25 protein-coding genes, 1 tRNA gene and 2 pseudogenes are annotated in these 26,818 nt (G+C 63.7%); 8 read left to right on the plus strand and 20 right to left on the minus strand.

The features are described 5' to 3' along the window. Positions 1 to 71: 71 nt before the first annotated feature. From FJV83_RS05940 to FJV83_RS05960, 5 genes are all read right to left on the minus strand, one after another. Positions 72 to 148, minus strand: a tRNA-Pro gene (locus FJV83_RS05940). Between the two features lie 54 nt (positions 149 to 202). Then, on the minus strand, positions 203 to 1,474 hold the full coding sequence (locus tag FJV83_RS05945; protein ID WP_095770425.1) for an O-antigen ligase family protein: 1,272 nt from the start codon (positions 1,472 to 1,474) through the stop codon (positions 203 to 205). Next, positions 1,471 to 3,006 carry an undecaprenyl-phosphate glucose phosphotransferase gene (locus FJV83_RS05950; RefSeq protein ID WP_095770424.1) on the minus strand — a complete coding sequence of 512 codons (1,536 nt, stop codon included), beginning with the start codon at positions 3,004 to 3,006 and terminating at the stop codon, positions 1,471 to 1,473. Before FJV83_RS05950 ends, FJV83_RS05945 begins: the two co-directional genes overlap by 4 nt. A gap of 89 nt (positions 3,007 to 3,095) precedes the next feature. Further along, positions 3,096 to 4,226 (minus strand): glycosyltransferase family 4 protein, encoded by a 1,131-nt coding sequence (locus FJV83_RS05955; protein ID WP_142876137.1) that lies wholly within the window; start codon positions 4,224 to 4,226, stop codon positions 3,096 to 3,098. A gap of 10 nt (positions 4,227 to 4,236) precedes the next feature. Further along, positions 4,237 to 4,800 carry a polysaccharide biosynthesis/export family protein gene (locus FJV83_RS05960; protein ID WP_027046744.1) on the minus strand — a complete coding sequence of 188 codons (564 nt, stop codon included), beginning with the start codon at positions 4,798 to 4,800 and terminating at the stop codon, positions 4,237 to 4,239. A gap of 256 nt (positions 4,801 to 5,056) precedes the next feature. On the opposite strand from FJV83_RS05960, the gene FJV83_RS05965 reads away from it, so the two are divergent. After that, a complete protein-coding gene (locus tag FJV83_RS05965; RefSeq protein ID WP_142884749.1) occupies positions 5,057 to 7,339 on the plus strand; it encodes an exopolysaccharide transport family protein in 2,283 nt (760 codons plus the stop codon). Between the two features lie 28 nt (positions 7,340 to 7,367). Here the strand turns inward: FJV83_RS05965 and FJV83_RS05970 are convergent, their stop codons facing one another. From FJV83_RS05970 to FJV83_RS05995, 6 genes are all read right to left on the minus strand, one after another. After that, positions 7,368 to 8,207: a GNAT family N-acetyltransferase gene (locus tag FJV83_RS05970; RefSeq protein ID WP_142884748.1), complete on the minus strand. Its 840-nt coding sequence runs from the start codon at positions 8,205 to 8,207 to the stop codon at positions 7,368 to 7,370. 5 nt (positions 8,208 to 8,212) lie between these two features. Beyond that, positions 8,213 to 8,965 (minus strand): aspartate/glutamate racemase family protein, encoded by a 753-nt coding sequence (locus FJV83_RS05975; RefSeq protein ID WP_142884747.1) that lies wholly within the window; start codon positions 8,963 to 8,965, stop codon positions 8,213 to 8,215. Beyond that, positions 8,962 to 9,780 (minus strand): ABC transporter permease, encoded by an 819-nt coding sequence (locus FJV83_RS05980; protein ID WP_095770420.1) that lies wholly within the window; start codon positions 9,778 to 9,780, stop codon positions 8,962 to 8,964. Before FJV83_RS05980 ends, FJV83_RS05975 begins: the two co-directional genes overlap by 4 nt. Position 9,781: 1 nt before the next feature. Beyond that, positions 9,782 to 10,693 (minus strand): ABC transporter permease, encoded by a 912-nt coding sequence (locus tag FJV83_RS05985; protein ID WP_142884746.1) that lies wholly within the window; start codon positions 10,691 to 10,693, stop codon positions 9,782 to 9,784. Between the two features lie 83 nt (positions 10,694 to 10,776). Further along, positions 10,777 to 12,066 carry a PotD/PotF family extracellular solute-binding protein gene (locus FJV83_RS05990; protein WP_095770419.1) on the minus strand — a complete coding sequence of 430 codons (1,290 nt, stop codon included), beginning with the start codon at positions 12,064 to 12,066 and terminating at the stop codon, positions 10,777 to 10,779. A gap of 34 nt (positions 12,067 to 12,100) precedes the next feature. Beyond that, positions 12,101 to 13,189 (minus strand): ABC transporter ATP-binding protein, encoded by a 1,089-nt coding sequence (locus FJV83_RS05995; RefSeq protein ID WP_142884745.1) that lies wholly within the window; start codon positions 13,187 to 13,189, stop codon positions 12,101 to 12,103. Positions 13,190 to 13,452: 263 nt separating this feature from the next. Between FJV83_RS05995 and FJV83_RS06000 the strand changes: the two genes are divergently transcribed. After that, positions 13,453 to 14,163 carry a GntR family transcriptional regulator gene (locus tag FJV83_RS06000; protein WP_095770417.1) on the plus strand — a complete coding sequence of 237 codons (711 nt, stop codon included), beginning with the start codon at positions 13,453 to 13,455 and terminating at the stop codon, positions 14,161 to 14,163. A gap of 3 nt (positions 14,164 to 14,166) precedes the next feature. On the opposite strand, the gene FJV83_RS06005 is transcribed toward FJV83_RS06000, so the two are convergent. After that, positions 14,167 to 15,396: a GNAT family N-acetyltransferase gene (locus FJV83_RS06005; RefSeq protein WP_142884744.1), complete on the minus strand. Its 1,230-nt coding sequence runs from the start codon at positions 15,394 to 15,396 to the stop codon at positions 14,167 to 14,169. Positions 15,397 to 15,486: 90 nt separating this feature from the next. Here FJV83_RS06005 and FJV83_RS06010 point away from each other — a divergent pair, with 90 nt between their 5' ends. Beyond that, positions 15,487 to 16,545, plus strand: coding sequence for a polysaccharide deacetylase family protein (locus FJV83_RS06010; RefSeq protein ID WP_142884743.1), 1,059 nt, complete (start codon positions 15,487 to 15,489; stop codon positions 16,543 to 16,545). 72 nt (positions 16,546 to 16,617) lie between these two features. On the opposite strand, the gene FJV83_RS06015 is transcribed toward FJV83_RS06010, so the two are convergent. After that, entirely contained in the window at positions 16,618 to 16,833 is a 216-nt protein-coding gene (locus tag FJV83_RS06015) for a DUF2842 domain-containing protein (protein ID WP_095770414.1), read from the minus strand. Between the two features lie 152 nt (positions 16,834 to 16,985). On the opposite strand from FJV83_RS06015, the gene FJV83_RS06020 reads away from it, so the two are divergent. Next, entirely contained in the window at positions 16,986 to 18,146 is a 1,161-nt protein-coding gene (locus FJV83_RS06020) for a COX15/CtaA family protein (RefSeq protein ID WP_246691806.1), read from the plus strand. A gap of 19 nt (positions 18,147 to 18,165) precedes the next feature. On the opposite strand, the gene FJV83_RS06025 is transcribed toward FJV83_RS06020, so the two are convergent. The 3 genes from FJV83_RS06025 to speB are packed head-to-tail and all read right to left on the minus strand — an operon-like array spanning position 18,166 to position 20,969. Beyond that, positions 18,166 to 19,008, minus strand: a complete 843-nt coding sequence (locus tag FJV83_RS06025) for an aminoglycoside phosphotransferase family protein (RefSeq protein WP_210202890.1) — start codon at positions 19,006 to 19,008, stop codon at positions 18,166 to 18,168. Continuing rightward, entirely contained in the window at positions 19,005 to 19,931 is a 927-nt protein-coding gene (argC, locus tag FJV83_RS06030) for an N-acetyl-gamma-glutamyl-phosphate reductase (RefSeq protein ID WP_142884742.1), read from the minus strand. The genes FJV83_RS06025 and argC overlap by 4 nt, the downstream gene beginning before the upstream one ends. 30 nt (positions 19,932 to 19,961) lie before the next feature. After that, positions 19,962 to 20,969: an agmatinase gene (gene speB, locus FJV83_RS06035; protein WP_142884741.1), complete on the minus strand. Its 1,008-nt coding sequence runs from the start codon at positions 20,967 to 20,969 to the stop codon at positions 19,962 to 19,964. A 123-nt stretch (positions 20,970 to 21,092) separates the two neighbouring features. On the opposite strand from speB, the gene FJV83_RS06040 reads away from it, so the two are divergent. The 4 genes and pseudogenes from FJV83_RS06040 to FJV83_RS06055 form a co-directional block, all read left to right on the plus strand. Continuing rightward, entirely contained in the window at positions 21,093 to 22,304 is a 1,212-nt protein-coding gene (locus FJV83_RS06040) for an acyltransferase (RefSeq protein ID WP_142884740.1), read from the plus strand. A gap of 96 nt (positions 22,305 to 22,400) precedes the next feature. Further along, positions 22,401 to 23,459: a glycerophosphodiester phosphodiesterase family protein gene (locus FJV83_RS06045; RefSeq protein ID WP_142884739.1), complete on the plus strand. Its 1,059-nt coding sequence runs from the start codon at positions 22,401 to 22,403 to the stop codon at positions 23,457 to 23,459. Further along, positions 23,459 to 23,614, plus strand: a pseudogene (locus FJV83_RS06050) (DNA polymerase III subunit chi); the annotation flags it as partial. The gene FJV83_RS06045 and the pseudogene FJV83_RS06050, both read left to right, overlap by 1 nt. A 12-nt stretch (positions 23,615 to 23,626) precedes the next feature. Then, positions 23,627 to 23,902: pseudogene (locus tag FJV83_RS06055) on the plus strand (hypothetical protein); the annotation flags it as partial. A gap of 11 nt (positions 23,903 to 23,913) precedes the next feature. Here FJV83_RS06055 and FJV83_RS06060 read toward each other — a convergent pair. From FJV83_RS06060 to FJV83_RS06075, 4 genes are all read right to left on the minus strand, one after another. Then, complete coding sequence (locus FJV83_RS06060; RefSeq protein WP_245317958.1) at positions 23,914 to 24,618, minus strand: class I SAM-dependent methyltransferase; 705 nt, start codon at positions 24,616 to 24,618, stop codon at positions 23,914 to 23,916. A 423-nt stretch (positions 24,619 to 25,041) separates the two neighbouring features. Then, positions 25,042 to 25,524, minus strand: coding sequence for a 30S ribosomal protein S9 (rpsI, locus tag FJV83_RS06065; protein WP_027028580.1), 483 nt, complete (start codon positions 25,522 to 25,524; stop codon positions 25,042 to 25,044). 1 nt (position 25,525) lies between these two features. After that, on the minus strand, positions 25,526 to 25,990 hold the full coding sequence (gene rplM, locus FJV83_RS06070) for a 50S ribosomal protein L13 (RefSeq protein ID WP_010915638.1): 465 nt from the start codon (positions 25,988 to 25,990) through the stop codon (positions 25,526 to 25,528). Between the two features lie 215 nt (positions 25,991 to 26,205). Further along, the gene (locus FJV83_RS06075) at positions 26,206 to 26,670 is read right to left on the minus strand and encodes a PaaI family thioesterase (protein WP_095770407.1); all 465 of its coding nucleotides are present in this window, start codon (positions 26,668 to 26,670) and stop codon (positions 26,206 to 26,208) included. Positions 26,671 to 26,818: the final 148 nt, after the last annotated feature.

The raw sequence follows: 26,818 nt of genomic DNA on the forward strand, positions 1-26,818 counted from the left end.
TGGTACTCCCTGCGTTACCCTAGAGATGGAAAATGAAGGTGGACTTTTGGGGGCAAGTCCTTGTCTTAAAATGGTCGGAGTGGCCGGATTCGAACCGACGACCCCTTGACCCCCAGTCAAGTGCGCTACCGGGCTGCGCTACACTCCGGACCGAGCGCGATGTATCGTGATAACCCTGCCCGGGTCAACCGAAATTCGGCGTTTATCGCGCCTGCGTGGATGCGATCGCCGGCGCACCTGGAAATGCCGGCCGCGACAGCCGCTGATGGCGGTACTCCAGGGCGATGGCGCCCCACACCAGCCCGAGCAACAGATACATGTGGCGCCAGTGGTCGATGTCGATGAAGGTGCCGAGTCCGATATTGCCGATGAAGGCGACATAGGCGCACAACAGATAGGGCTGCCACGGCCGGTCGCGCAGGAGGATGCGGAACCCGGCCACCATGGTCCAGACGACGAGCGTCAGGAACGACACGAAGCCAAGCCAGCCATAGTCCATCAGCATTTTCAGCCAGATGTCGTGCGTGTCCTCGCCGAACATCTTGCCGAAGACCAGCGGCCCGATGCCGAACGGACGCTCCATCGCCATCTGGAAGCCGATTGCGTAGCGGGCGAAGCGGCCGAGGCGCGCGGTGTCATAGCTCTGTTCGAGATGCGCGCGGCTGGAGAACATCTCCGCCACGCCGGGCAATTGCAGGATGACGATGATGGTGATCGTCAGCATTGACAGCGCGGCGATGGTCATGATCACCACGCGCAGCCGGAATTTGCCGCTGGCGCTCTGCAGGAACAGGCAGCCGGTGAGCAGTACCGCCGACACGGCGAACATGCCCCACGCGCCGCGCGAGAAGGAGAAGAAGATGCCCAATGCGATGATCAGCAGCGGCACCGCCAGCAGCGGCATGCGCGCGACCGAACCTGTCAGGATCAGATAGAGCAGATAGATGCCGGGCAGCACCAGGAACGGCCCGAAGACGTTCGGGTCCTGGAAGGCGCCGGCGGCGCGGTCGTATTTGGTGAACATCTCCGCGCCGGGGAAGGCATGGAAATAGCCGGCTATGCCGAGCAGCGAGGTCGCCACCGCCGAGACGACATAGGCATTGAAGATCAGCCGGTAGAGGCCTGGTTGCGTGGCTGTCACCGACGCGAAGAACACCGCGCTGAAGGCGAGAAACAATGACACGGAGAGATAGAGCGGCGTGAAGGCGAGGTCCGCCATCTGCGTCATCGAGATCATCCCGCCGATGTTCATCGTCACCAGCAGCACCAGCAGCGGCATGGCCGCGCGAGAAATCCGCAGGCCGAAGAGCGCCCAGATGGCGATCAGCCCGGCCATGTAGATTTCGTAAGGCGCCGGCTCGCTGATGACGAAGCCGGACAGAAGGATGCCGACCACCACCGCACTGGAGGAAATCAGGGCGGTCAGCTTGGCGTTGACCGCGGCCTGCGGCAGTTCATGGGAAATCGCGCTCAATAGGCGTTTTCCGTGTTGAGCAGCCGGATCGGCGTCAGGAACAGGATTCTGAGATCGAACAGCAGCGACCAGTTCTCGATATAGTAGAGGTCGTACTCCGTCCGCATGCGGATCTTCTCATTGGTGTCCATCTCGCCGCGCCAGCCGTTGATCTGCGCCCAACCGGTGACGCCGGGCTTGACCTTGTGGCGAGCGAAATAGCCGTCGACCACCTCGTTGTAGAGAAGGTTGTGCGACTGCGCGGCGATCGCATGCGGGCGCGGGCCGATCAGCGACAGCGAGCCCAGCAGCGAATTGACGAACTGCGGCAGTTCGTCGATCGAGGTCTTGCGGATGAAGCGGCCGACACGGGTGACGCGCGGATCGTTCTTGGTCACGGTCTGCTTGGCGGTCGGATCCGACCGGTCCGTGTACATCGAGCGGAACTTGTAGACCTCGATGATCTCATTGTTGAAGCCGTGGCGCTTTTGCTTGAACAGCACCGGTCCCTTGCTGTCGAGCTTGATGGCGATCGCGGTCGCCAGCATCACCGGCGAGAAGACGATGATTCCGATCAGCGAGAAAACGATGTCGAAGGTGCGCTTGGCGACCGAATCCCAATCGTTGATCGGCTTGTCGAAAATGTCGAGCATCGGCACCGAACCGATGAAGGAATAGGCGCGCGGACGGAACTGCAGCGCGTTGGAATGCGCCGAAAGCCGGATGTCGACCGGCAGCACCCACAGCTTCTTCAACAGTTGCAGCACGCGCGTTTCGGCGGTCAGCGGCAGCGACACGATCAGCATGTCGATGCGGGCGATGCGGGCGAACTCGATCAATTCCGAAATTGTGCCGAGCTTGGGATAGCCGGCAACGATCGGCGGCGAGCGCTTGTCGGAGCGGTCATCGAAGATGCCGCAGATGCGGATATCGTTGTAAGGCTGCTTTTCGACAGAGCGGATCAGGATTTCCGCCGCCTTGCCGCCGCCGACGATGACGGCGCGCCGCTCCATGCGGCCATCGCGTGCCCAGCGCCGGATCAGTCTCGACATGACCAGCCTGAGGCCGAACAGGAGGACGAAACCGACGACGAACCAGGTGCCGAACAAAAGCCGCGAATAATCTTCCGACATCTTCATGACGAACGCTGTCAACGCCATCAGCGCGAAGGCGCCGGCCCAGACCAGCAGGATGCGGCCGAAATTGGCGATCGGCCGCATCAGCGAAACCACCTGGTAGCAGTCGGTGACGTCGAGCAGCACCACGGCGAGGAACGACGCGGCGGCGATCGTCACCGGATATTGCCAGGCGAGATAGTTGAAGAACCCGACAAAGTAGAAATAGACGCAGAGCCCCGAGAGGAACAGCACCCCGAATTCAACCATGCGCAGGACGCCGCTGACCATGATCGGCGACATCGTATCGCGCCGGTATTGCGACGCGACCTGCCGGGCCACGTCGTTCATGCCGCCGGGCGCATCGCCATCGGTCGAGCCGTCAAATTTACGCACCGCTTCGGGTGAAAAGCGGTGCGCGGGATCGATCTCATTCATGGAACAGTCCGCAAGCTTCCCCAGGGTGAATAGCAAAAGAGAGCTAAGAAACCCTTGAAACAACGCGTGGCTTTGGAAAGGGTCAGGCGTTACCTGCCGAGCGCGGCGAAATAGGCCTTCTCGATTTCGGCGGCCATTACGTCGGCGCCAAAGCGCGCCCTGAGGCCGGGGCCATCGGGCATCAGGGCGCCATAGGCGGCAAGGTCGGCCAGCGCCTCGCTCATCTTGCCGGCCAGTTCGGCCGGATCGGGGCGGATCAGGGCAGGGGAGCCGGAACCGAAGATCTCCGGTATGCCGCCGACGGAGGTGGCGATCATCGGTCTTGCCGCGGCAAGTGTTTCCAGCACGATATAGGGCATGGCTTCCGCGCGGGATGGAACGACGACGAGTTCGGCAAGTCCGAAGGCTTCCCTGGCCGGCATTGGCGACAGGAAGCGGACATGGCCTTGAAGTCCCAGGCGCTTTACCTGCGCGTGGTAGCGCGGCAGGTCGTCGCCGTCGCCGACCATCACCGCGCTCAGCGCGCGGCCAAGCCGCGGGCCGGCGGCGGCCAGGGCGTCGATGAAGATGTCGGGCCCCTTCAGGTCGCGCATCATGCCGATATAGAGTAGATCCGCCGCATCGGGCCCGATGAGTACCGGCTCGAATTCGGTGGCGCGCAGTCCGTTGTAGACCAGCGTGTTAGGGATCGGCGGCTCGCCCACCTTCCTGCGATAGGTTCGCCGCTCGTAGTCCGAGACGAACAGCAGGCAATCGGTGAAGTGCGCCATGGAGCGCTCCAGCGCGAAGAACAGCTTCCCCGTGGCTGTCGTTTCGTCATAGTGGAGAGAGCCGCCATGCGGCGAATAAAGGCGGGCTACGCGAGACCTTGATACCCGCAACAATGAGCCGAAGAGACGGGCATAGGCGCCACCCTTGGCGCCGTGTCCATGCAACACGTCCGGCCGCAATTCCTTGATGATCCTGTAGGTGCGCCGGGCCGAGGCGAGATCCCCCGGGCCGACATGGCGCTGCATTGGCGTGCGATGGATGCCGAGGGCCAGCATGTCCTTCATCTGCTCGAACAGGCGCTCCTCGAATTCGCCGCCCGTGGTCGAATCGCAGACGATGCCGACCACATGGCCGGCGGCGACCTGCGCTTCGGTCAGGTCGCGCACATGGCGGAAAATTCCTCCGACCGGTGAACGAAAGCAGTGGACGATCCTGAGCTTGTCCGCCACGTGGTGTCTGTCAGAACAGGCGTTCGCGGACGTAGACGGTATCTCCAGGCAGCAGCGGATCGGATGTCACCACGCGGCCGGTCATCACCTTGCCGTTGATGTCGCGGGTGATGTCGACGCTTTCCTGGTTGGCGCGTGGCGAGAAACCGCCGGCAATGGCGATGGCCTTCTGCACGGTCAAGCCGGGCACATAGGAATACTGACCGGCGGCACCCACTTCGCCCATGACGAAGATCGGCCGGTAGCGATCGATCTCGACCGAGACGTCGGGGTCGCGCAGATAGCCTTGCCGCAATTTGTCGGCGATCTCCTTTTCCATCTGCTGCGCGGTGTGGCCACGCGCCGGAATGGCGCCGACGAGCGGGAAGGAGAGGTAGCCGGACTGGTCGACGCTGTAGGTGTTGGTCAGGCCATCCTGCTCGAACACGGTGACGCGGACACGGTCGCCGGCGCCGAGACGGTAAGGCTGGTCGAGGACCTCGTGGAAGGCAGCCGGCGTCGGGCGGTAGCTGGAGCAGCCGGCAAGCATCGATACGGCAAGCAGAGCGTGAAAGAGAGAAGCAGTGCTTTTCATGACCGGATACGTACCTTCGACTGGCCGCTGCGGCATCGCAGCAAACATCTGGGATCGGGTCCGTTATCATCCTGTTAGGGTTAATGGCCGGTAAAGGAGCCGGCCGATAGCGCTGCACGAAGCAGGGGTTTTGCCATTTTTATCGTTTTTCTTGGGGCGCGGCCAGTATTCCTAATGGAGTATTACCGCGATCTTAACGGCTGAGTTACCATAGTTGTTTACGGTGCATCCCGACCCAGTTTCGGAGTAGGGATGCATGTCCGTTCAGTCCGCGGCCGCAGATGTCGACGTTGACCTCAGGCAGCTCTTCGCCAGCCTGGCGAGGAACTGGCTGCGCATATTGCTCTTCGTTCTGGTGGTGACCGGTCTGGCGTTTGCGTTCGCTTCGTTCGCGACCAAGCATTACAAGGCCCAGACGCAGGTGGAAATCGCCCCGCGCGAATCCGTCTACACCCGTCCGGCCGGCAGCAACAATGATGGCGACAAGCCGATCCTCGACGAACAAGGCGTCGCCACCCAGGTCCAGATCATTTCGTCCAACGAAATCCTCAAGCAGGTGGCGCAGAAACTCGGTCTGGCGCGGCTGCGTGAGTTCGACGAAACGATCAACATGTCGGCGGTCAGCCGCGTGCTGATCCTGCTTGGGCTGAAGAACGACCCGATGGATGTTCCGGCCGACGAACGCGTGTTGAAGAAGATGCGCGAGAAGCTCAACGTCTTCGGCGTTGAAAAAACCCGCATCATCGCCATCGAGTTCTCCTCGGAGGATCCCAAGCTCGCCGCCGCCATCCCAGATGCCATTGCCGCTGCCTATATTGCGGGGCAGGGCGCGGCCAAGAGTGAATCGAACACTGCCGCGGCTGATTTTCTGGCGCCCGAGATCGCCGACCTGTCGAAGCAGGTCAGGGATGCCGAGGCCAAGGTCGCAGCCTACCGCGCGCAGTCCGACCTGCTGATGGGCGGCAACAATGCCACCCTGGCAACCCAGCAGCTGGCCGAACTGTCGACCGAATTGTCGCGGGTGCGGGCCAACCGCGCCGCGGCCGAAGGCACCGCCGACAGCGTGCGCAAGGCGCTGCAGAATGGCGGCTCGCTGGATTCGCTGCCGGAAGTGCTGTCGTCCGACCTGATCCAGCGTTTGCGGGAGCGTCAGGCCGAGCTGCGCGCCACCATCGCCGATCTGTCGACGACGATGCTCGACAACCACCCGCGCGTTCGCGCCGCAAAGTCACAGCTCGCCGATCTCGACGCGCAGATCCGCAGCGAAGCCCAGAAGATCATGAAGGGCCTGGTGATGCAGGCCGACGCCGCCAAGGCGCGCGAAAGCCAGCTCGTCTCCGACGTCAACCAACTGAAGGCGGCTTCGGCGCAGGCCGGCGAACAGCAGGTCGATCTCGACGCGCTGCAGCGCGACGCCGCCGCCAAGCGCCAGCAGCTCGAGCTCTATCTGACCAATTACCGCGAGGCAGCTTCGCGTCAGGACCGCAATTATGTGCCGGTCGACGCCCGCATCGCCTCACCGGCTTCGGTGCCCTCCGAGCCATACTTCCCCAAAATTGGGCCGATCGTTGGGGCAGCTGCGGCGGCCTCGCTTCTGCTGGCGGCCATATTCACGCTGTTGCGCGAACTCTTCTCGGGCCGCGCCATGCGCCCGGCTCCAGGCACCCGTTTTGCGCCGATCGACGAAGTGGCTATGCCAGCAACGGCGCGCCAGCAGCCGGACGCCCCTGAGCCATCTGCCCGCCTGGAGCCGGCTGTCGCCGGCGGGTTCGCCAATCCTGGCGCCGAGGCGCAATGGTCCGAGGCGGCTGCGGACCCGGAGATGGTGGCGCAACCGCGGCCCTTTGCCGAGCCCGAGCCTGCCGTCAAGGCAGAACCTGTCGCCGAAGTCGAATCGGTCGCCGAGCCGGAGCCGGTTGTAGAAGTCCAGCGGCCGCGCTCGGTGCTGGGTGAAATCGACATCGAGAAGGCCGCGGAAAAGCTGATCGCCAGCGGAGCCGCCCGCGCCATATTCGTTTCGCCCGAAGGCGACGAGGCAGCCGCGTCGGCGATCCTGGTGGCGCGCGAAGTGTCCGACGCCGGCCTCCGCGTCCTGCTGCTCGACCTCACCGCGTCTGGTGCCGCTTCGCGGCCGATGCTGGACAGCGGGCTCTTCCCGGGGATCACCGATCTGCTCGCCTCGCAGGCGCAGTTCAGCGACGTCATCCATGCCGATCTCTATTCGGACTGCCACGTCATTCCCGTCGGCACCGCCGATCCGGTCCGCGCCATGCGCGCCGCCGACCGGCTGCCGATCATCATGCAGTCACTGACCACCGCCTATGATCTGGTGGTGGTCGAATGCGGGCCGGCCGACGCGCAAGGCATCAGCCGTCTCGGGGCCGATGCCACAGAGGTCTTCCTGTCCATGCTCGAACCGGACGACGAGGTCACCAAGGCCGCGGTCAATCTGATCGAGAGCGGTTACCCCGACCTGACGCTGGTGACGCCGATTGGCCACGAGCCGCCTGGCACTCCGGGACGGCGCTCCGCGGCCTGAAAAAACCGCGTTCAGCGGCGCGCCCCACCTATCCCAGCTCCAGCGTCGTCACGCCGAATACCCTCTTGGCATCGAGCCTCGGCGGCGCGCCCTTGTACATGCGGGTGGTGCTGAAGGTCGGTGCGAAACCGGACGCCTCGAGCGCCGCGATGAAATCCACCTGGGTGGCCGGCACGTCGATGTTCAATTCGCCACCCTTGCACGCGCCCGCCAGCTCCCCGAGCAATTCAAGCGCGGTCTGCTCGTCGTCGGCGAAAAGTGGGCCGATCTTGAAGCCGCTGCGGCAGGCTCGCGCCACCGCATAGCCAGCCGTTCCCCGCGACGTGATCGCCGTTACGGCATGATGATGTGGCGGTTGCAGCCATCGCTGCAGGAAGGACCGCCGGGGCGCGGGAAAGCAAAGGGCATCATAGGCGATGATGTCGGGCGTCGGTTGCGCACTCGCCATGCTAGGCCGCTCGGCGCGGACGGGCAGGGCCGCGGGTCGTCCGCTGTAGCGGATGGTCTCGTAGACCGGCTCGAACCCCTTGCTGCGGTAGTTGGCCTGCTGCTCCTCGACGCCATCGAGGCCGATGGTGCGCCCGGCCAGCCTGTCCATGCCCGCGGTCCACACCGCCTTGCCGTGGCCGTTGCCGCGCATGTCCGGGCGGCAGATGTAAAGGCCGATGAAACCGAAATCCTGTCCATAGGCCACCGCCGAGATCGCGGCGACCATTTCATCCCTGACAAAGGCACCGATGAAACCCTCCGGGTCCGCCGCCTGGAACATCGCCGCGTCTTCCAGGCCGGGATTCCAGCCCTCCGCAGCCGCCCAGTCGATGAGGTCGGTCAATTCCCCCAGCGACAGCGTGCGGACGGTTCGATTCATGGTGCTCACTCCGCGGCGACAGCTCCGGGCGAGAACGATTTCAGCATACCGCGATAGGGCTTGGCCAGCGGGCTGGCATAGGCGCCGCGCTTCGATGTCGAAAGGCCGAGCGCAATGAGCGCTTCGGCCTGCTTGATCGCGGCGCCGACACCGTCGATGACAGGCAGTCCGAAATCCGCCTGCAACTGGTGCGCAAGGTCCGCCATGCCGGCGCAGCCAAGCACGATCGCCTCGGCACGATCCTGCTCCACGGCCCGGGCGATCTCGTCGCGCAGCTTGCCAACTGCTCCCGATGCCGGATCCTCGAGCGCCAGCACCGAAATGTCGGCGGCGCGCACACGCGCCCGTCCGGCCATGCCGTAGCGTTGCACCAGCCCCTCCACCGGCACGCGCGACCGTTCGGTGGTGGTTACGACGGTGAAGCGCTGGGCGATGAAGGAGGCCATGCTGAGTGCCGCCTCGCAGATGCCGATGATGGGAATGGCGGCCATGGCCCGCGCGGCGTCGAGGCCGGTGTCGTCGAAACAGGCGATGATCGCCGCCTGCACGCCGCGGCGTTCGCCGGCGGCGATCTCCATCAAAAGACCCGGCACGGCCATCGCCTCGTCATAATAGCCTTCGATCGAGGCTGGCCCCGTGGACGAGGTGACGGCGACGACTTCAGTCCGGACGCCAGCGACGCCGCGCGCGGCGGCCGCGATGGTCTCGGTCATGCTCGCCGTCGTGTTGGGGTTCACTACCAGGATCTGCACGGTCATGCTCTCGCCCGGCGGCGGCCGACATAGAGGATGGCGCCCAGCGTCGCCAGGATCACCAGGAAGGAGAACACGGTGGTCACCGTGCCCAACGCGTAGAGCACCGGCGTCGTGACATTGGTGGTCATGCCATAGATCTCGAGCGGCAGCGTGTTGAAGGTTCCCGATGTCATCAGCGTGCGGGCGAACTCATCGTAAGAGAGCGTGAAGCCGAACAGGCCGACGCCGATCAGGCTCGGCGCGATCATCGGCAGCACGACATGGACGAAGGTCTGCCAGGAGGTGGCGCCGAGATCGCGCGCGGCCTCCTCATAGGCCGGCGAGAAGCGGTTGAAGACGGCGAACATGATGAGCACGCCGAACGGCAAGGTCCAGGTCAGCTGCGCGCCGAAGGCCGAGGTATACCAGGCTGGGCGCAAGCCGACCTGCTGGAAGACGACGCCGATGCCCAGCGAGATGATGATGGAGGGCACGACGAGACTGGCGACCGCCAAATAGAACAGGGCGGTGGCACCGCGAAACTTGCGGCGGAAGGCAAGGCCCGCCAGCAGCGACACGATGACGGTGACGACCATCACCATCAGCCCCAGCACCAGCGAGCGCTTGAAGCTGCCGCCGAAATCGCCGACCGACTGGCGCTCGAACAGATTGGCGAACCAGTGCAGCGACACGCCGTTGAGCGGGAAGGTGAGGCCCCCGGTCTCGCCCTGGAACGACAGGATCAGGATCGCCGACAGCGGGCCGTAGAGGAACAGCACGAACAGCGCGAAGAAGGCCGCCAGCACATAAAATTCGAGGGTGCGTTTCTCGTGGCTCACGTCAAAGCTCCCGGCGGATATCGACGATGCGCAGGATGCCGGCGACCATCAAGAGCACCAGCACCAAAAGCACCACGGCGTTGGCAGCGGCGGCCGGATATTGCAGCAGCGACATCTGGTTCTTCATCATCAGCGCCACGGACGCGCTCTGGCCGCCCGACATCACCTGCACGGTGGAGAAATCGGCCATCACCAGCGTGACGACAAAGATGGTGCCGATCGCCATGCCGGGCTTGGCCAGAGGAATGATGACGTTCCAGAGCACCTGCCAGCCGGAGGCGCCTGCGTCGCGGGCGGCCTCGACCAGTGAGCGGTCGATGCGCATCAGCGTATTGAAGATCGGCGTCACCATGAACAGCGTGTAGAGGTGCACCATGGCGAGCACGACCGCGAATTCGGAATAGAGCAGCCATTCGATGGGTTTTGGCACCCGGCCCATATGCACCAGCGTCGAGTTGATCAGCCCATTGCGGCCGAGCACCGGGATCCACGAGATCATGCGGATGATGTTGGAGGTCAGGAACGGCACGGTGCAGACCAGGAACAGCACCATCTGCATGGCGGTGGTGCGAATGTGGAAGGCGAGGAAATAGGCGACCCAGAAGCCGATGAACAAGGTCAGCGCCCAGACGATGGCCGCGAATTTGATGGTATTGAGATAGGTCTTCCAGGTGACCCAGGAGCCCAGCACGTCGGAATAGTTGGTTGTCAGGAAATCCGGATACATGGCGGCGAAGTCGTAATCCCAGAAGGACACGACGACGATCATGATGATGGGCAAAAGCAGGAACGCGCCGAGGATCAGCGCCAGCGGAGCCGACTGCAGATAGGGCGTGACGGCGCCGAGCGAAAAGCGACGGCGACGCCTGATGGGACTGGCGGCTATGGTGGGACGTTCGAGGGCGACTGTCATCTAGGCTCTCGGTGCGGGTGCTGTCCGGGCGGAGCTGCCTTCCCCTTCTCCAGCAGGAGAAGGGGAAGAGGAGAGGCGCAGCCTTACGCCGCGATGAACTCGTTCCAGCGCTTCACCATGTAGCGGTCCTCGTCCATCACCGAGTTCCAGCAGGCGACCTTGCCCATGCGCTCTTCGAAGGAGCCGCCATCGCGCACTGCGCCGGCCTTTTCCATGACGGTGCCGTCGGGCGCCTTGATCTCGCCCTTGGCCGGCTTGCCCTCGATCCAGTAGCCCCACTCGTCCTCGGTCATGAACTTCTTGGCCGAGACCATGTTGGCCGAGTAGTAACCCTGGCGGTTGAGGTAGCCGCCGACCCAGCCCGACGTGTACCAGTTGATGTATTCATAGGCGGCGTCGAGTTCGGCGCCCTTGAGGTGGGCGGCAAGGCCGAGACCGCCGCCCCATGAGCGGTAGCCTTCCTTGAGGGGCTGGAAGCGGCAGGCGATGCCCTTGGAGCGCACGGCGGCCACTGCCGGCGACCACATGGACTGGATGACGACTTCGCCCGACGCCATCAGGTTGACGCTCTCGTCGAAGGACTTCCAGAAGGCGCGGAACTGGCCGCCCTGCTTGGCCTTGATCAGGAAGTCGATCGTCTTGTCGATCTCGTCCTTGGTCATGTTGCCCTTGTCGGCATATTTGATGTTGCCGCTGGCTTCCATGATCATGGCGGCATCCATGATGCCGATGGACGGGATGTTGAGGATGGCGGTCTTGCCCTTGAAGGCCGGGTCCATGATGTCGGCCCAGCTGGTGATGTCGCGGCCGACGAGGTCAGGACGGATGCCCAGCGTGTCGGCGTTGTAGATGGTCGGCACCATGGTGAACCAGTTGGTCGGCGCCTTGGCGAAGGTCTTGGAGTCCTGCGCCTCGACATAGCCCACCGTGTGCGGTGCGGTGCCCTGCGCGATCACGCTGTCGGGGGTGAGCTTGCCGGTTTTGAACAGCGGCACCAGCTCGTCGTAATATTTCAGCTTGCTGACATCCATCGGCTGCAGCACGCCGGTGGGGAACACCTTCTTGCAGATCCAGTATTCGATATCGGCGATGTCGTAGCTGTCGGGCTGGGTCACGGCGCGCTGGGCGGCGGCGTCGGAATCGGTCGCCGTCATCTCCAGTGTGATGCCGAGGTCGGCCTTGCACTTGTCGGCAATGGCGTTGAGGTTCGACACGCCGGTGCCGAACTGCCGCAGGGTGATGTTGGACTGCGCCCAGATGGTCGGGAAGCCAGTAATGACGCCCGATCCGGCGGCGAGGCCGACGGCGGCCGCACCCGTCTTGAGCAGCGAGCGGCGCGAGATGCCAGTCTTGGGTTGCATTGTGTCTGTCATGTCTATTCCCCTGTCTTGTTTTGCTTGGTTGATGTCATGAATGAAGGCGGCCGAGGACGATCGCATCCTCGGCATCCCAGGCGAGCGGTACGGCGTCGCCAATGGCGACGGGTCTGGCGAAGAACTCGGAATCGTCGATGATGACGGTGAAATCGTCGATGCCGGCACCGGTGGCGGAGAGCTTCACGGTGGCGCCGCGATATTCGATGTTGGCGACGATGCCGGTGAAGCCGAGCCCGGGCGCGGGTGCCGCGCCGATGCGCACATGGTCGGTGCGGATGGCGATGTCGATCGAGGCGCCCGCCTGCTGCGGCTTGCCGCTGGCGGCGAGCGTGCCGCCACCATTGACGTCGAAGACGACCATGCCGTCTCGGCTGCCGGTGACCCGGCCGGAGATGACGTTGTGGTCGCCCATGAAGCGCGCGACGAAGGCCGTGGCCGGCCGCTCGAACACGTCGCGCGGCGGCGCCGCCTGTTCGATACGGCCGTCATTCATCACCACGATCAGGTCGGCAAGCGCCATCGCCTCCTCCTGGCTGTGGGTGACGTGCACGAAGGTGATGCCGAGCGACGTCTGCAATTTCTTCAGCTCGGCGCGCATGCGGATCTTCAGGAACGGATCGAGCGCCGAAAGCGGCTCGTCGAGCAGCAGTGCTTCCGGATCGGTGATCAGGGCGCGGGCGAGCGCGACGCGCTGCTGCTGGCCGCCGGAAAGCTGCGCCGGGCGGCGCGTCGCATAGGCCTCCATCTGCATCAGCTTCAGCATGTCGAGCGCCTTGGCGCGGCGCTTTTCCTTGTCGACGCGCTTCATCTTCAAGCTGAAGGCGACATTGTCGATGAGGTCGAGATGCGGAAACAGCGCATAGGACTGGAACATCATCGCCGTGCCGCGCTTGGCCGGCGGCAGGTCGGTAACGACGGCGTTGCCGAGCCTGATATCGCCGGACGAGATGCTTTCGTGGCCGGCGATCATGCGCAGCGTCGAGGTCTTGCCGCAGCCGGAGGGGCCGAGCAGGCAGCAATAGGTGCCCGCCGGTATCTTCAGGCTGATATCCTCGACGGCGGTCGTCGTTCCATAGACTTTCGAAACGGACACGATGTCGATCTCGGCGGCTTTGGACATTCAGGCTTCCCCGTTTGGTCGCATTGACCAATGCATCATGCGTGCCAATATCGGGGTGACTGGCCAAGCATTTGAATTGTCTGGAAAATCAGGCCTGCCTGCGGTTGCCTATCTGGCGGGCTGTCTTGTGCATTGCACAAATTATGGGCTATTGTGCGCGATCTGCACAAAAATCGTATGCAATCTTTTCCGGCTTTGTGTTCACTTTGCCTCTCGTGCGCAGACGGCGAGTCGCGTTAGAAGGGTGCGGGAACATCATCGCCATGAATATTGCCGATCACATCTATTCCACCGACAGCGCCAATCAGGATCGCGCACAGGCGATCCGCGACAATCTGCGCGACGCCATCGTCGACCGCCGGCTGGCGCCGGGCACCAAGCTGTCCGAGGGCGAGGTTGGCACACTGTTCGATGTGTCGCGCACCGTGGCGCGCGCGGCCCTGCAGATGTTGTCCTTCGAAGGCCTGGTGCGCACGGAGCGCAACCGCGGCGCGTTCGTCGCCAACCCCTCGCCCGAGGAGGCCCGCCAGGTGTTCGCCTCGCGCCGGCTGATCGAGCCCGGCATTGCCGTTGCCGCCTGCGGGCGCGTCACCGCCGCCGACATCGCGGCCTTCAGGGCGCAACTCGACGAGGAGGGCCGCTTCATTGCCGAACGCGGTCCGACCGCGCGGCGTTCCGAGATCAAGGCGTCCGGCGATTTCCATCTGCTGCTTGCTTCGGTCGCCGGCAACGGCATCCTGCAGCGCTTCATGGAGGAACTGGTCGCGCGCTCCTCGCTTGTCATCGCGCTTTACGGGCGGTCTGGCGTGTCAGCCTGCGGGCATAGCGAGCACACGGAAATTGTCGGAGCGCTGGAGAGCAGCGATTGCGAACGGGCCAGCCAGCTGATGCTGCATCATATCGACCATATCGAGGCCGATCTCGATCTGCGCGTCAGGGCGGGTCCGGCGCTTCGCGAGGCTCTCAATTTCTGACGGCTAGTTTTCGTCGTCCGTGGCGGCTTGCGCTGCCTGTCCGGCTGCCTTGCGGCGCAGCATCTTGGTCAGTTTCCAGATCGTCGGGCTGTTCTTGACGAAAGCCTTCAACCGCGCGCCCTGGCGAAGCGTCTGCGCCAGCGCGCGGCCCTTCAGCGTCAGTGGGACCAGCACCTCGAAATGCCTGGTTTCGACATCGCACCACTGCCGCTTGTAGGGTTCGTCGCCGACGGAGAAATCATAGACGGCGAAACCCGTCTCGCAGGCTTCCTGGATGTTGTCGAAGAACAGGAAATCGCCGGGACTGCTGTGCGAGAGATCGTCCTCGGCGATCGCGCCGAACTCGCAGATCAGGCGCTTGCCGCAGCGGCTCGATCCAGTGATGGCGCGCAGCTTGCCGGCAACCTCCAAGCCATGCAGCACGAACGAGGGCGTGTCCTCGGCCAGGGCCTGCGTGAACAGCGCCCGGAAGAAGGCGCGCGTCTGGTCGCCGCCGAAGACATTGGCAATGCCCATCCTGCGAAAGCGGAGCTCCTTCATCTCGAAGAAGGCGTCGAGCAATCGCTCCACCTCGTCGGGGCTGCGCGCCTCGATGCGCCGATGGCTGCCGACGGCGTCGAATTTGCGCATCTGCGACCGATGTTTCTTGCGTTTGCGCTTGCCGCTAGCGCGCAGCAGCAGCGCCTCGAAGCCCCCGCCAAGGTCGATGGCCAGCGAAAGATTGGGGCTGGCGAAATGATCGAGCGATGCGAGCGGACTGGCGATGCCATCGAGATCGGGCAGCAATCGTTCCAGCGCGATGAGATCGATGTCGGGCCGAGCCTTGGCGATGGCCCGAAACACTGATCCGACGGCCGCGCTCTCCGCCCTGGCCAGCCATTGCGGGTCAGCGGCCGCGAAATTGCCATTGGCATGGCGGCCACCCATGAAACGGGCGACCCGGAACGGCCCCTGGCTGACAACTTCCAGCGCCAGCGCGAAGACTGGCTTGCCTCCGAGAGTGAGCGTCGCCACCAACAGATCGGGCTCGAACTGCGCGGCCCAGTTCAGGATCCATGTCGCGCCCTGTGCCGGCGCATAAATCGCCGAGCGGCAGAACCCTGCATAGGCTGCGAGCCCATCGGCTGCTGCAACGGAGACCGATGGCCCGGCGGCGTCCTTCGGCAGGGCGCGTGGCGAAGCCTCGGTCGCCGCGAGCCGATTGCCGTCAAATGACGCCATTGCGTCAACCATACCTCAATCCTTAAGGCGTATTGATCCCGATTTGGGGCGCGCTCAGGCGTATTCCGTGCTTGGATCAGCCTAGGCGCAAAAGGTGAATGAATGATCGACGGTGGGGAGGCAATCCGGAAGCTGGCGCTCAACGTCGCCCGTTATACCGGCCTCGCACCGCTGGCCAGGCCGTTTATCGGCGGCATCGGCGCCATCCTGATGCTGCACCGCGTGACGGCGACACCGGAAAAGCCCGACAGCGTCAACCGGCACCTCAACATCGCGCCCAGTTTCCTCGACGCCGTGATCGCCGACATGAAGGCGGACGGCTATGTTTTCGTCTCGATGGACGAGGCCGTGGAGCGCATCAAGGCAGGCGGCAAGGGCGGCCGGTTCGCCACCATCACCGCCGACGATGCCTATCGCGACAACATGACCGAGGCCCTGCCGGTGCTGGAGAAGCACGGCGCGCCGGTGACCATCTATGTGGCGCCAGGGCTGATCGACGGCACCGCCGATCTGTGGTGGGATGTGGCCGAGGATATCGTCAACGCGTCCGACCGCCTGACTTTGTCGACCTCGAATGGTCCGGCGGTGATCGATTGCGCGACCTCGTCCCGGAAAAGCCAGGCCATAACCCGGTTGCACGCCTACCTCGCCACCGAGGTTCGCGAGGAAGATCTGCGCACCGTGCTGCGCGATCTCGCCAGCTCAAATGGCGTCGACGCGGATGCCTCGCGCCTGCGGACGCTGATGAACTGGGATGAGATCCGCACCGTCGCCGCGCATCCGCTGGTCACGATCGGCGCCCATACGATCAATCACAGCAATCTGAAGCGGCTCTCCGAGGCCGATGCGCGGCGCGAGATCGTCGCCGTGAAGGACATGTTCCGAGCAGAGCTTGGCAGCGAACCACTCCATTTCGCCTATCCCTATGGCTATGCAAGCGCGGTCGGCTGCCGAGAAGTCGGCTTTGCCCGCGACGCCGGCTATGTCTCCGCCGTGACGACCCGCCATGGCGTGCTGCGCGCCGAACATGCCGGCTTCCTGCATGCCTTGCCGCGCATTTCGATCAATGGCCGGTACCAGAACCTCGCCCATATCCGCACCATGCTGTCGGGCGTGACGACGCCGCTCGCCAATGCCGGCAAGATGGTCGTCACCGTCTGACCGGGGTTTGTCGTCAATCCGCCGTGCGCGTTGATCCAGCCGTCTATGCCTCTGCAACCGGGCCAGCCCGTTTCAGCGCTTCGCCCGCGGTTCCAGCATCAACCACTTGATGATGCCCATCGCCGGCAGCACCCAGAGCAGGCCGCTGAACAGGAAGAACAGGAAGTGCACCAGCGCGCCCGATTCCGACAGACGGGCGACGGCGAAGATCGATGCGACCAGGGCATAGATGATGACCAGTGCCACCAGCAGGAACATTCCGATCAGCTTTTTCAGGCGAATGGGCATGGCTCGGCCTCGTTGATCGCTACCGCTTAGGCCGAACGCCGGACAGGCGCAACCCGCGACATCGGGCGCGACGGCGTGCCGCGCTGCATGGTCTTGCCAGCACGAATGCGATGGTCCACCAATCCGCCACCTCAACCGGACGGGACAAGATCATGGCTGCCATATCAGCCGCCGCGCCATACGTCGCCCGCGACCGCGACCTGCACAACCGCGCGCTTGTGCGCGGCTGGCTTTATGTCGTGCTTCTGGTGCTGTTTGCCCTGGTGGTGGTCGGCGGCGCCACGCGGCTTACGGAGTCCGGCCTGTCGATCACCGAATGGCAGCCGATCCACGGCGTCATCCCGCCGTTCAACGACGCCGAGTGGCAGGAGGAATTCCAGCGCTACCAGCAGATCCCGCAATACACCGAGCTCAACAAGGGCATGAGCATCGAGGCGTTCAAGTCGATCTTCTGGTGGGAGTGGGCGCACCGTCTCTTGGCGCGCAGCGTCGGCTTGGTTTTCGCCTTGCCGCTGCTGGTCTTCTGGGGGAGCCGCCGTATCGAGCGCGGCCTGGGGCCAAAGTTGGTCGGCATTCTGCTTCTCGGCGGCCTGCAGGGCGCTATCGGCTGGTGGATGGTGGCCTCAGGCCTGGTCGACCGTGTGTCCGTGAGCCAGTATCGGCTGGCGACGCACCTGACGCTGGCGGCGCTGATCTTCACCGCCACCATGGTCGTCGCGCGTGGGCTGGCGCCGCATTCGGAGCCCGCCGCCGATCGCTCGACGCAGCGCCTGGCCGGCTTCATCGTGTTCCTGGCGCTGGTCCAGATCTACCTCGGCGGCCTGGTCGCCGGGCTCGACGCCGGCCTGAGCTACAACACCTGGCCGCTGATGGACGGCAAGATCATCCCGGGTGATTTGCTGATCCTCGAGCCGGCATGGCGCAACTTCTTCGAAAGTCCGAAGACGGTGCAGTTCGTCCACCGGCTCGGCGCCTATACGGTCTTCGCCGTCGCGCTCTGGCACATGATCGCCACGCGTCGTCGGCTGCCCGGCTCGACCCATGCCCGCCGCGCGACGCTGTTGTTTGTGCTGGTGCTGGTGCAGGCCTCGATCGGCGTCGGTACGCTGCTGATGCAGGTGCCGCTGCATATGGCACTGACCCATCAAGCTTTTGCACTGATCGTGCTGGGCTTTGCCGCCGCGCATTGGCGCGGCACCAAGGGCGCCTATCCACTGCCGACACGGCCACCGATGAAACGCAGATACATTCTCTTTGGTCTCTTGGCAGCTGCAATAGTCTACTTTGCAGTCGAACTGCCTCGCTACGTCTAACGCTATGTGACTGCGGCGCTCAGAAGGTGAGCCGCACTGCCCGGAGCGCCTCGGCGATCGACAGTTCGCGGTTCTCCTCGACCGCATTGTCGTCCTCGCGGTGCCACGCGGCCGACAGGCAACCATAGGCGATGGCGTGGTCGAGGATGGCTGGCGGTGCCTGGCCCAGTGTCCTGGCAAAGACTTCGGCCATATGCGCGATCCGCTCCGGATCGAGGCAAAGATCGTCCCGGTCGAGCGGGTTGTAGAACATGTTGGCGGCGTCGAAGCCGGGATCGCCGAGCACACCTTTCGGATCGATCACCAGCCAGCCGCGCGGCCCGTGCAGGATGTTGTCGTGGTGGAGATCGCCATGCAAGGGCCTGATATCGTGCGGATTATCCAGCAGCCGTCCGGCGGTCGACGCAGCCTCGACATAGATGCTGGCATGACCCGCGTCTTTGTCGGTTGCGGCTTTCCTGAACAGGCTGGCGTACCTCTCCCTGAGCGGCTGCAACTCGGGCGGGTAAGGGTGTTGCGATGGTGAAAACAGTTTCGTCATCACCTCGGCCGCGATCGCGGTCGCGGCATTGTCGCCCTGTTCATCGAGAACCCGCGTAAGCAGGGTGTCGCCGCCATATTCGAGCAATATGCGGTGGCCGTCGCGGCCAAGCAGGCGCACCGCGCCTTCGCCGCGCCGCCAGGCGAGGAAATGCTCGCCGCGCAGCTCGTCGGCGACATCGTCGAAAGGCTTGAGCGCCTTGACGACGGCCGGCGAGCCGTCGTCGCGAACAACCTTCCAGATACGGCTCGAAAAGGTTTCGGCAATGAGGTCCGGCGCGCTGACTTTCCAGCGCGCCGGAAAGGCTGGTGCGTCCATCAAAGGCCGAGCATCAGGTCCATGTTCTGGACGGCTGCACCCGAGGCACCCTTGCCGAGATTGTCATAGACCGCCAGCAGCAGCGCCTGCGCGCGTTTGTCGTTGGCAAAGACGTAGACCTTCATGCGGTTGGTGCCGTTGTATATCTCGGGATCGATCTCCGGCATGCGCTCCAGATGTGCATAGGGCGCCACCTCGACCACGCCGCCCTTGATGGCGGCGAAATGGTCGGCAATGGCGGCATGAAGCTCCGCGCCTGTCGGCACATGCTCGAGGCCGCCCAGTTGCAGCGGCACCACTGTGATCATGCCTTGGGCGAAATTGCCGACCGCCGGCTGCATGATCGGCTCATGTGATAGTTTTGCATAGGCCCGCAGTTCCGGCACGTGTTTGTGCTGCAGGGTCAGGCCATAGGGCTGGAACTCCGAGGCGTCCTCGCCCTTGGCGACATAGTCCTCGATCATCGGGCGTCCGCCGCCCGAATAGCCGGAAATGCCGTTGACGGTGATGGGGAAATCCGCCGGCAGCAGGCCTGATGTGACCAGTGGCCTCAGCGTGGCGATCGGTCCCTGCGGCCAGCAGCCGGGATTGGCGACGCGCTTGGCCGTGGCGATGGTTTTCGCCTGATCCTTGTCCATCTCAGCGAAGCCATAGGCCCAGCCTTCGGCGACACGATGCGCGGTCGACGCATCGATGACCTTGGTGGTGTCGTTGGCGATCAGCGAGACGCTCTCCTTCGCCGCATCGTCCGGCAGGCACAGGATCGCGATATCGGCGGCATTGAGGAATTCGGCGCGCGCCGCCGTTTCCTTGCGGCGCTCGGTGGGGATTGAAATGATCTCCAGGTCGCCTCGCTCGGCAAGCAGCGCCCGGATCTGGAGGCCGGTGGTACCGTGCTCGCCGTCGATGAAGATTTTCGGTTTCATGACCTGATCAAATTCCCTGATATTCCGAGACTATATGCCGTTACCGTGATTCACCGCGGCACCGTTGTGATTGCCGTTGTTCATCTCATCCTGCCGTGCCTTTCGTTCGGCCAGCAAGCCGAGATACTGCATGGCCACCATCGAGCCGGCGACCGCCGTTATATCGGCGTGATCGTAGGCCGGCGCAACCTCCACGACATCGGCGCCGACAATATCGACCTGGTTGAGCTGGCGCAGCGTCGATAGGATCTTCGCCGAGGACGGTCCGCCGGCCACCGGCGTGCCGGTTCCGGGCGCATAGGCCGGGTCGAGGCAGTCAATGTCGAAGGTGAGGTAGGTCTTCTTGCCGCCGGTGCGGTCGACGATGGCGTAGGCGATGTCGGAGGCGCGCATCTCCTCGATTTCGTGGCCGTAGAGGATCTTGATGCCGAACGTATCAGGGGCGTGGGTGCGGATGCCGATCTGGATCGAACGGTCCGGATCGATGATGCCTTCCTTGACCGCACGGCCGACAAAGGATCCGTGGTCGATGCGTTTGCCGTCATCCTCCCAGGTATCCTGATGCGCGTCGAACTGCACCAGGGCAAGCGGTCCGTGGATGGCGGCATGTGCCTTGAGGAGCGGCCAGGTGACGAAATGGTCGCCGCCCAGCGTCAAAAGAAAGGCGCCTGATTTCAGGATCTTCGCCGCTTCGCGCTCGATCGTGCCCGGCGTTTTCTGGTGGTTGCCGGAGTCGAGCAGGCAGTCGCCGTAATCGACGACCGCGAGATGTTCGAACAGATCGCGCGAAAATGGATATTGCGGGTCATTGTCGAGGATCGCCGATGCGCGGCGAATCGCCTGCGGCCCGAAACGGGCGCCGGGCCGGTTGGTGACGGCGGCGTCGAAGGGAATGCCCCATACCACTGCGTCCGCGCCCTTCACGTCCTTGGTGTATTTGCGCCGCATGAACGACAGCGCGCCGGAATAGGTCGGCTCAAGGGCGCCACCCGTTTTGGAGCGGGCGGTGAAGGCATGGTCGATGTTCTTGGTCGCCATTACTGGTCCTCGTTTTCATCGGGGTGCAACAACTACAGAACCGGCATGGAAGATGCCAGTCACGGCTTGGGGAGACGAAACGGCGCCGCCCGGGTGCCACGGCAAGACAGGATTTGTATCATCATGACGCAGGCCGCGTTTCTTAATCCGTCCGATGCCGTGGTGTCGACCCATGCCGGTACGATAGCCGGCGAGCGCTTCCAGGTTCTCGATTCGTGGCGCGGCATCTGCGCGCTGCTTGTGGCGCTGTTTCATTTCCCGACCGCTTCCGCGATCTCGCAGAGCGCCTTCATCGGTTCGTCCTATCTTTTCGTCGATTTCTTCTTCGTCCTTTCCGGCTTTGTCATCGCCGGCAGCTATGCCGATCGGCTGAGCCAGCCGGCAGAGGTCGCCCGGTTCGCGCTGGTGCGGTTCGGCCGCATCTATCCGCTGCATCTCATCATGCTCGCCGCTTTTGCGGGCTTCGAACTGCTGCGCCTGATGCTGCCGCAACTGCATGGCACCGGCGCTGCCCCCTTCACCGGCGGTTTCGATTTGAAGAGCCTGCTTGCCAATCTGCTCCTGCTGCAAGGGATGGGCTTCGAGGATCACCTGACCTGGAATGCGCCAAGCTGGAGCATTTCGGCGGAGTTCTTCGCCTACCTGCTGTTCGCCGGCGTGGTCTTCATCGCCGGCGCGCGTGCCTGGATATGGCTTGTCGCCGCCGCCATCACCGCGCCGCTTTTTCTGCTTGGCTTCTCCATACATCATCATATGGATGTATCCTACGATTTCGGCTTCATCCGCTGCCTCTACGGCTTCTCGCTCGGGGCCCTGCTGGCCTGGTTTCAGCATGATTCCATTGCGGGGGCGCGACAGCTCCTCGCCAGAAGCGGGCCGCGGCTGAGCTGGACCCTTGCCGAAATCGTCATGGTGGCGGTCATCGTGCTTTTCGTCTCACTGGCGGGCAGCAATGATTTCGGCATCGCGGCACCCCTGGTGTTCGCGCTGGCGCTGTTTCTCTTTGCCCATGAGGGCGGCTGGATTTCCGCCTTGCTGCGGGCGCCGTTCATGCTGACGCTTGGCGCGCTGTCCTATTCCATCTACATGGTCCACATCTTCGTGCAGGCACGCCTGATCAACGTTGCCGGGCTCGTCGAGCACAAGCTTGGCCTCGGCCTCGTCGGCGACATCGTGCTGCGCGGGTCGCCGGCGACGGGCTTCGGCACCGGCTGGGCCGGAACGGTGGCAATCGTCGTCATGCTCGTCGCCACCATCGCCGCATCGTGGATCACTTGGCGCTTCATCGAAATTCCGGCGATGACAAGGTTCCGCCGGCTCTCGAAACGCATCTGACGCCACCTTTCCTGAGAATCTGCTAGCCGGCTTCGTTCACCCAGATGTCACGGGCATCGCCTATCCCGGCTTCGATCCGGCAAGGAGCGATTCTGGATGCGGACCATCTGTCTGAGTCTTCTGCTTTCCGCGGCACTTGCGGCTTCCTCTGGTCAGGCGTTGGCCAGCGAAACCCGCGCCAGGCAGATTCTCGACCGCTTCGAGCATGCCAATCAGTGGCGCGACCACGTCATGATCGCCGCGCACCGCGCCGGCAGCATGCAGGCCGGCAAGACGCTCTATGCGGAAAATTCGCTCGCCGCCGTCGAGGGCTCGATCGCCATGGGCGCCGAGATTGTCGAGGTCGACATCAGGCGCTCGAAGGACGGTGAGTTCGTCGTCATGCATGACAGCTGGCTCGAGCGCACCACGACCTGCAGGGGCGAGGTGGCGAAATACACGCTTGCCGAACTGAAGACCTGCCGCTTGGTGATCGAGGGCACCCGCGCCGTTACCGACGAGAGGGTTTCGACGCTGCGCGAGATGCTGCTGGCGACCAGGGACAGGATCCTCATCAATCTCGACAACAAGCTCGAAGTCGGTGACCTCCCGGGCATGATCGCGGTGGCGCGCGATCTCGGCATGGCCGACCAGGTCATCGTCAAGGAGAATCTCTGGAACCAGACCAGGATTGCCACGGTGAAGGCGGCCATGGCCGCGATCGGCGGCGGCATCCAGTTCATGCCGATCATCGCCGATGACGCGGTCCATGACGCCGGTTTCGCCGGGACGGTCGACCACGCCTTCTCGCCGCGCGCGATCGAGCTGATCAACTGGCGGGCCGGCGCCGAGACGCTGACCGAAACCGGTGGACCGCTGTTCAGCACCCGCATGCGCGCGGCCGCGGTGCGGGGCAACTGGCACATCTGGGCCGACACCTATGCCATCGTCAACAAGCCGGGTGGCTTCCTCGCTGGCGGCCGTGGCGACGAATTGGCGGTCCAGGCCAGCCTGCCGCGCGAAGCCTGGGGCTTCTGGGCAGATCGTGGCGCCACCATCATCCAGACCGACGAACCGAAAGCGGCCATCGCCTGGCTGGTGGCGAACGGCTATCGCGTGCCTTATGCCGGGACGGGCGAACGCCTCGAGCCTGCCGCGACCGCCAGCATCAATTGAGCCAGAGCTACGAGCGCATGGTGCTGCTGTTCAACGGCGACGATCCGGACGCACTTGCCTTGGCCCGCAGCACCTGGACGGATTGCAAGACGCGCGGATTTGAGGTCACCTATTGGCAGGCCTTCGAACGGGGCCGGTGGCAGCGGCGGAATTAGCGGTCGTTTACATCGACGACGGCGCCTGCGGCCATGGGCGGCACGGTCGGGCTCGGCCACACCGAATGCGACGTGGTGCGCGGCATCGGCGCGCCCTCGAACGTCAATCTCTCCTGTGACGGTGCCGGCCGGCGCGTCGCTGTGGTCACCTGGACGACCGGCCGGCGTGCGGGCATCTACACGTTCACGTCCGGCCGCCTGTCCTCGATCTAGGGCACGCTGGAAGCGCCGGTCGCATCGAAGCCGGCAAGCCGAAGGCGAAGAAGGAAGAAGAAAGCGGCGACGTAAGGCGCCGCGCATTAAGCGGCCTTTCGCCCCTTGATCGCCGTCGACCAGGCGTGAACCGTGATCGCTCCCGTGGCGCTTGCCGGCAGTCTGTCCTTTAGTCGGCGTTTCAGCTCCGCGCTCTCCGCATCCGACAGCTTCCCGACGATTCCGCTCGGGCTGCTCACGACCATGGATAGCCAATAATCGTCGAAGTCAGCGAAGGCGCGTTCGACGACAAGCTCGCGCGTCTCGACATCGCGGATGCCGAGCTCCGCCCAAAGCGCCTTCAGCGCCGCGAAACGCGAGACCTCCGCGCTCGGCGGACGTGCGGCCGGTTTGCCCATCGCGTCCATCTCCTCCCACAAATGCTGCGTAGGGGTGCCGCCGCGCATGACGTCCCAGGTGTAGGACGCGACAATGCCGCCGGGCTTGGTGACGCGGAGCATTTCCGAGGCGCCCTTGCGCGGGTCGGGGACGAAGAACAGCACCAGCGCCATCACAGCGACGTCGAAGCGGTTGGCGTCGTAGGGAAGGGCCATCGCATCGCCAATCAACAGCTCGACCTGCTTTGCCGAGATTTTTTGCCGAGCAGTCGCAATCTGCGCGTCGGAGGGATCGATCGCGCAAACGGACGAAGGGGCGGACTTCGCTAGAATGAGCTCAGTGAACGCGCCGTTGCCGGCACCGACATCAACCCAGGCCCGTCCGGAGCCCGGCGCCAGCCAGTCGAGGAACAAAGCCCCGGCGGATCGGCTCCAGGGAGCCATGAAGCGCTCGTAAGCCGCGCCGTCGGTGAATTTGATCGGTTCGGGTGACATCTGCGACCTTCCCTAAGAACTACCTATCCAAATATCCTTTGGACCGAAAAGGCCGGTCCCGTTTCGTAGCATGGTGCCGCGCCGCGCGCGACGGGCCTCAGCAAATTTGCCGAGCCTGACATTTTCCGGATGTGCAACACCTGTTCAGCTCCGCCTTTTGGGGTTGGGCACGATCCAGGGCATGCAGATTGCCTTCCTCGCCTCGGCGCTTGCGGTGGCCGGCGCGGCGCTCTGCGCGTTCCCTGTTCATCCGCAACGCGGACCATTCCGCAGGATAGGGATGCGCAATGCAAAAAGGCCGCCCGGAGGCGGCCTTTTCGATTGTCCAAGACTGCGGAGCGCTTAGCGCTTCGAGAACTGGAAGCTGCGGCGGGCCTTCGCCTTGCCGTACTTCTTGCGCTCGACGACGCGGCTGTCGCGGGTCAGGAAGCCGCCCTTCTTGAGCACGGCGCGCAGCGCCGGCTCGTAGTAGGTCAGCGCCTTGGAGATGCCGTGACGCACCGCACCGGCCTGGCCGGAGAGGCCGCCGCCGACGACGGTGGCGACGATGTCGTACTGGCCCGAACGGTTGGAAGCGATGATCGGCTGGTTGAGGATCATCTGCAGGACCGGACGCGCGAAATAGGTCGCGAATTCCTTGTCGTTGACGACGATCTTGCCGGAACCCGGCTTCACCCAGACGCGCGCAATGGCGTTCTTGCGCTTGCCGGTGGCATAGGCGCGGCCCGACTTGTCGAGCTTCTGGACGTGGACGGGGGCTGCCGGCTGGGTATTAGTGTTGCCCGTGGCGGCGCCCAGTTCTGCGAGCGAGGAAAGCTCAGCCATCTTATGCGACCTTCTTGTTCTTGGAATTCAGCTTGGCCACGTCGAGGACTTCTGGCTGCTGGGCGACATGCGGATGCTCGGCGCCTGCATAGACGCGCAGGTTCTTCATCTGGCGACGGCCGAGCGGACCACGCGGGACCATGCGCTCAACGGCCTTCTCGACGACACGCTCGGGGAAACGGCCCTCGAGCAGCTGGCGCGCGGTGCGCTCCTTGATGCCGCCGGGGTGGCCGGTGTGCCAGTAATAGACCTTGTCGGTGAACTTCTTGCCGGTGAACACCACCTTGTCGGCATTGATGACGATGACATTGTCGCCGTCGTCGACATGCGGGGTGAAGGTCGGCTTGTGCTTGCCGCGAAGATGATTGGCGATGACAGTGGCGAGACGACCGACGACGAGACCCTCGGCGTCGATCAGGATCCACTTCTTCACCACATCCGCAGGCTTCTGCGAAAAGGTTGTCATGTTTTCTGCTCTCGGTTTTGACCTTCAAAGAGAAGGCGTTTCTTGTTGCTTGGATTGGCGATGAGGCGCTTGCCCGCCGCCAATAACAAAACGGCGGCCTTTGCGGGCCGCTGCTTCGTGACGGCTTATAGGTGAGGGGGAATTGCGCGTCAAGTCGATCAAAAAGCCATCTAGCGAAGAAACAGCAGTAAAAACAATGGCATAGTAAAAAGGTATTATTTTACCACATCGCCGGTGCGCTTCGGCGGGATCGAATAGGTGCCCGTGGCGTGCGCGATTGTTTGTCCCTCCGGGCCGGCGACGATGTCGATGTCGAACACCATCAGGCTCTTTCCGAGCTTCAAGATCCGGCAATGGCCATCGATCGGCCCGGCCTCGGCCTTGCGCACGAAGTTGATGTCGAGGTTGATCGTAACCGACAGCGCATCCGGCCCGGCATGGGAAAGCACGCAGACATAGCCGCCAATGTCGGCCAGCGTGAACAGCGACGGACCGGATACCGTGCCGCCGGGACGCAAATGCCGCTCGCCGGCATTGAGCCGTACGGTGCAGCCGCCTGGGAAAACGTCGATGGCCTCATAATATTTGAACTGGTCGTTGAGCTGAGGATAGACGGTTTCCATCAGCACATTGACTTGAGCTGCGGTCAGCACCGGCTTGAGATTGGTCTGGGCAGGCATGTCGGTCTCTCGCTTTTACGCCAAGCCTGTATGAGCGCGGCAAGGCATTGCTGGCAACACCTTCGGCCTTCTGGCGTAAGCGATGGGTGTTGGACGAAGGCCAATCCGATATTAGATAGTCCATAAGCCCGACCGGAATCGCGGAGAC

Source organism: Mesorhizobium sp. WSM4307 (genome assembly GCF_007003945.1).
In the GTDB taxonomy this organism is placed as follows: Bacteria; Pseudomonadota; Alphaproteobacteria; order Rhizobiales; family Rhizobiaceae; genus Mesorhizobium.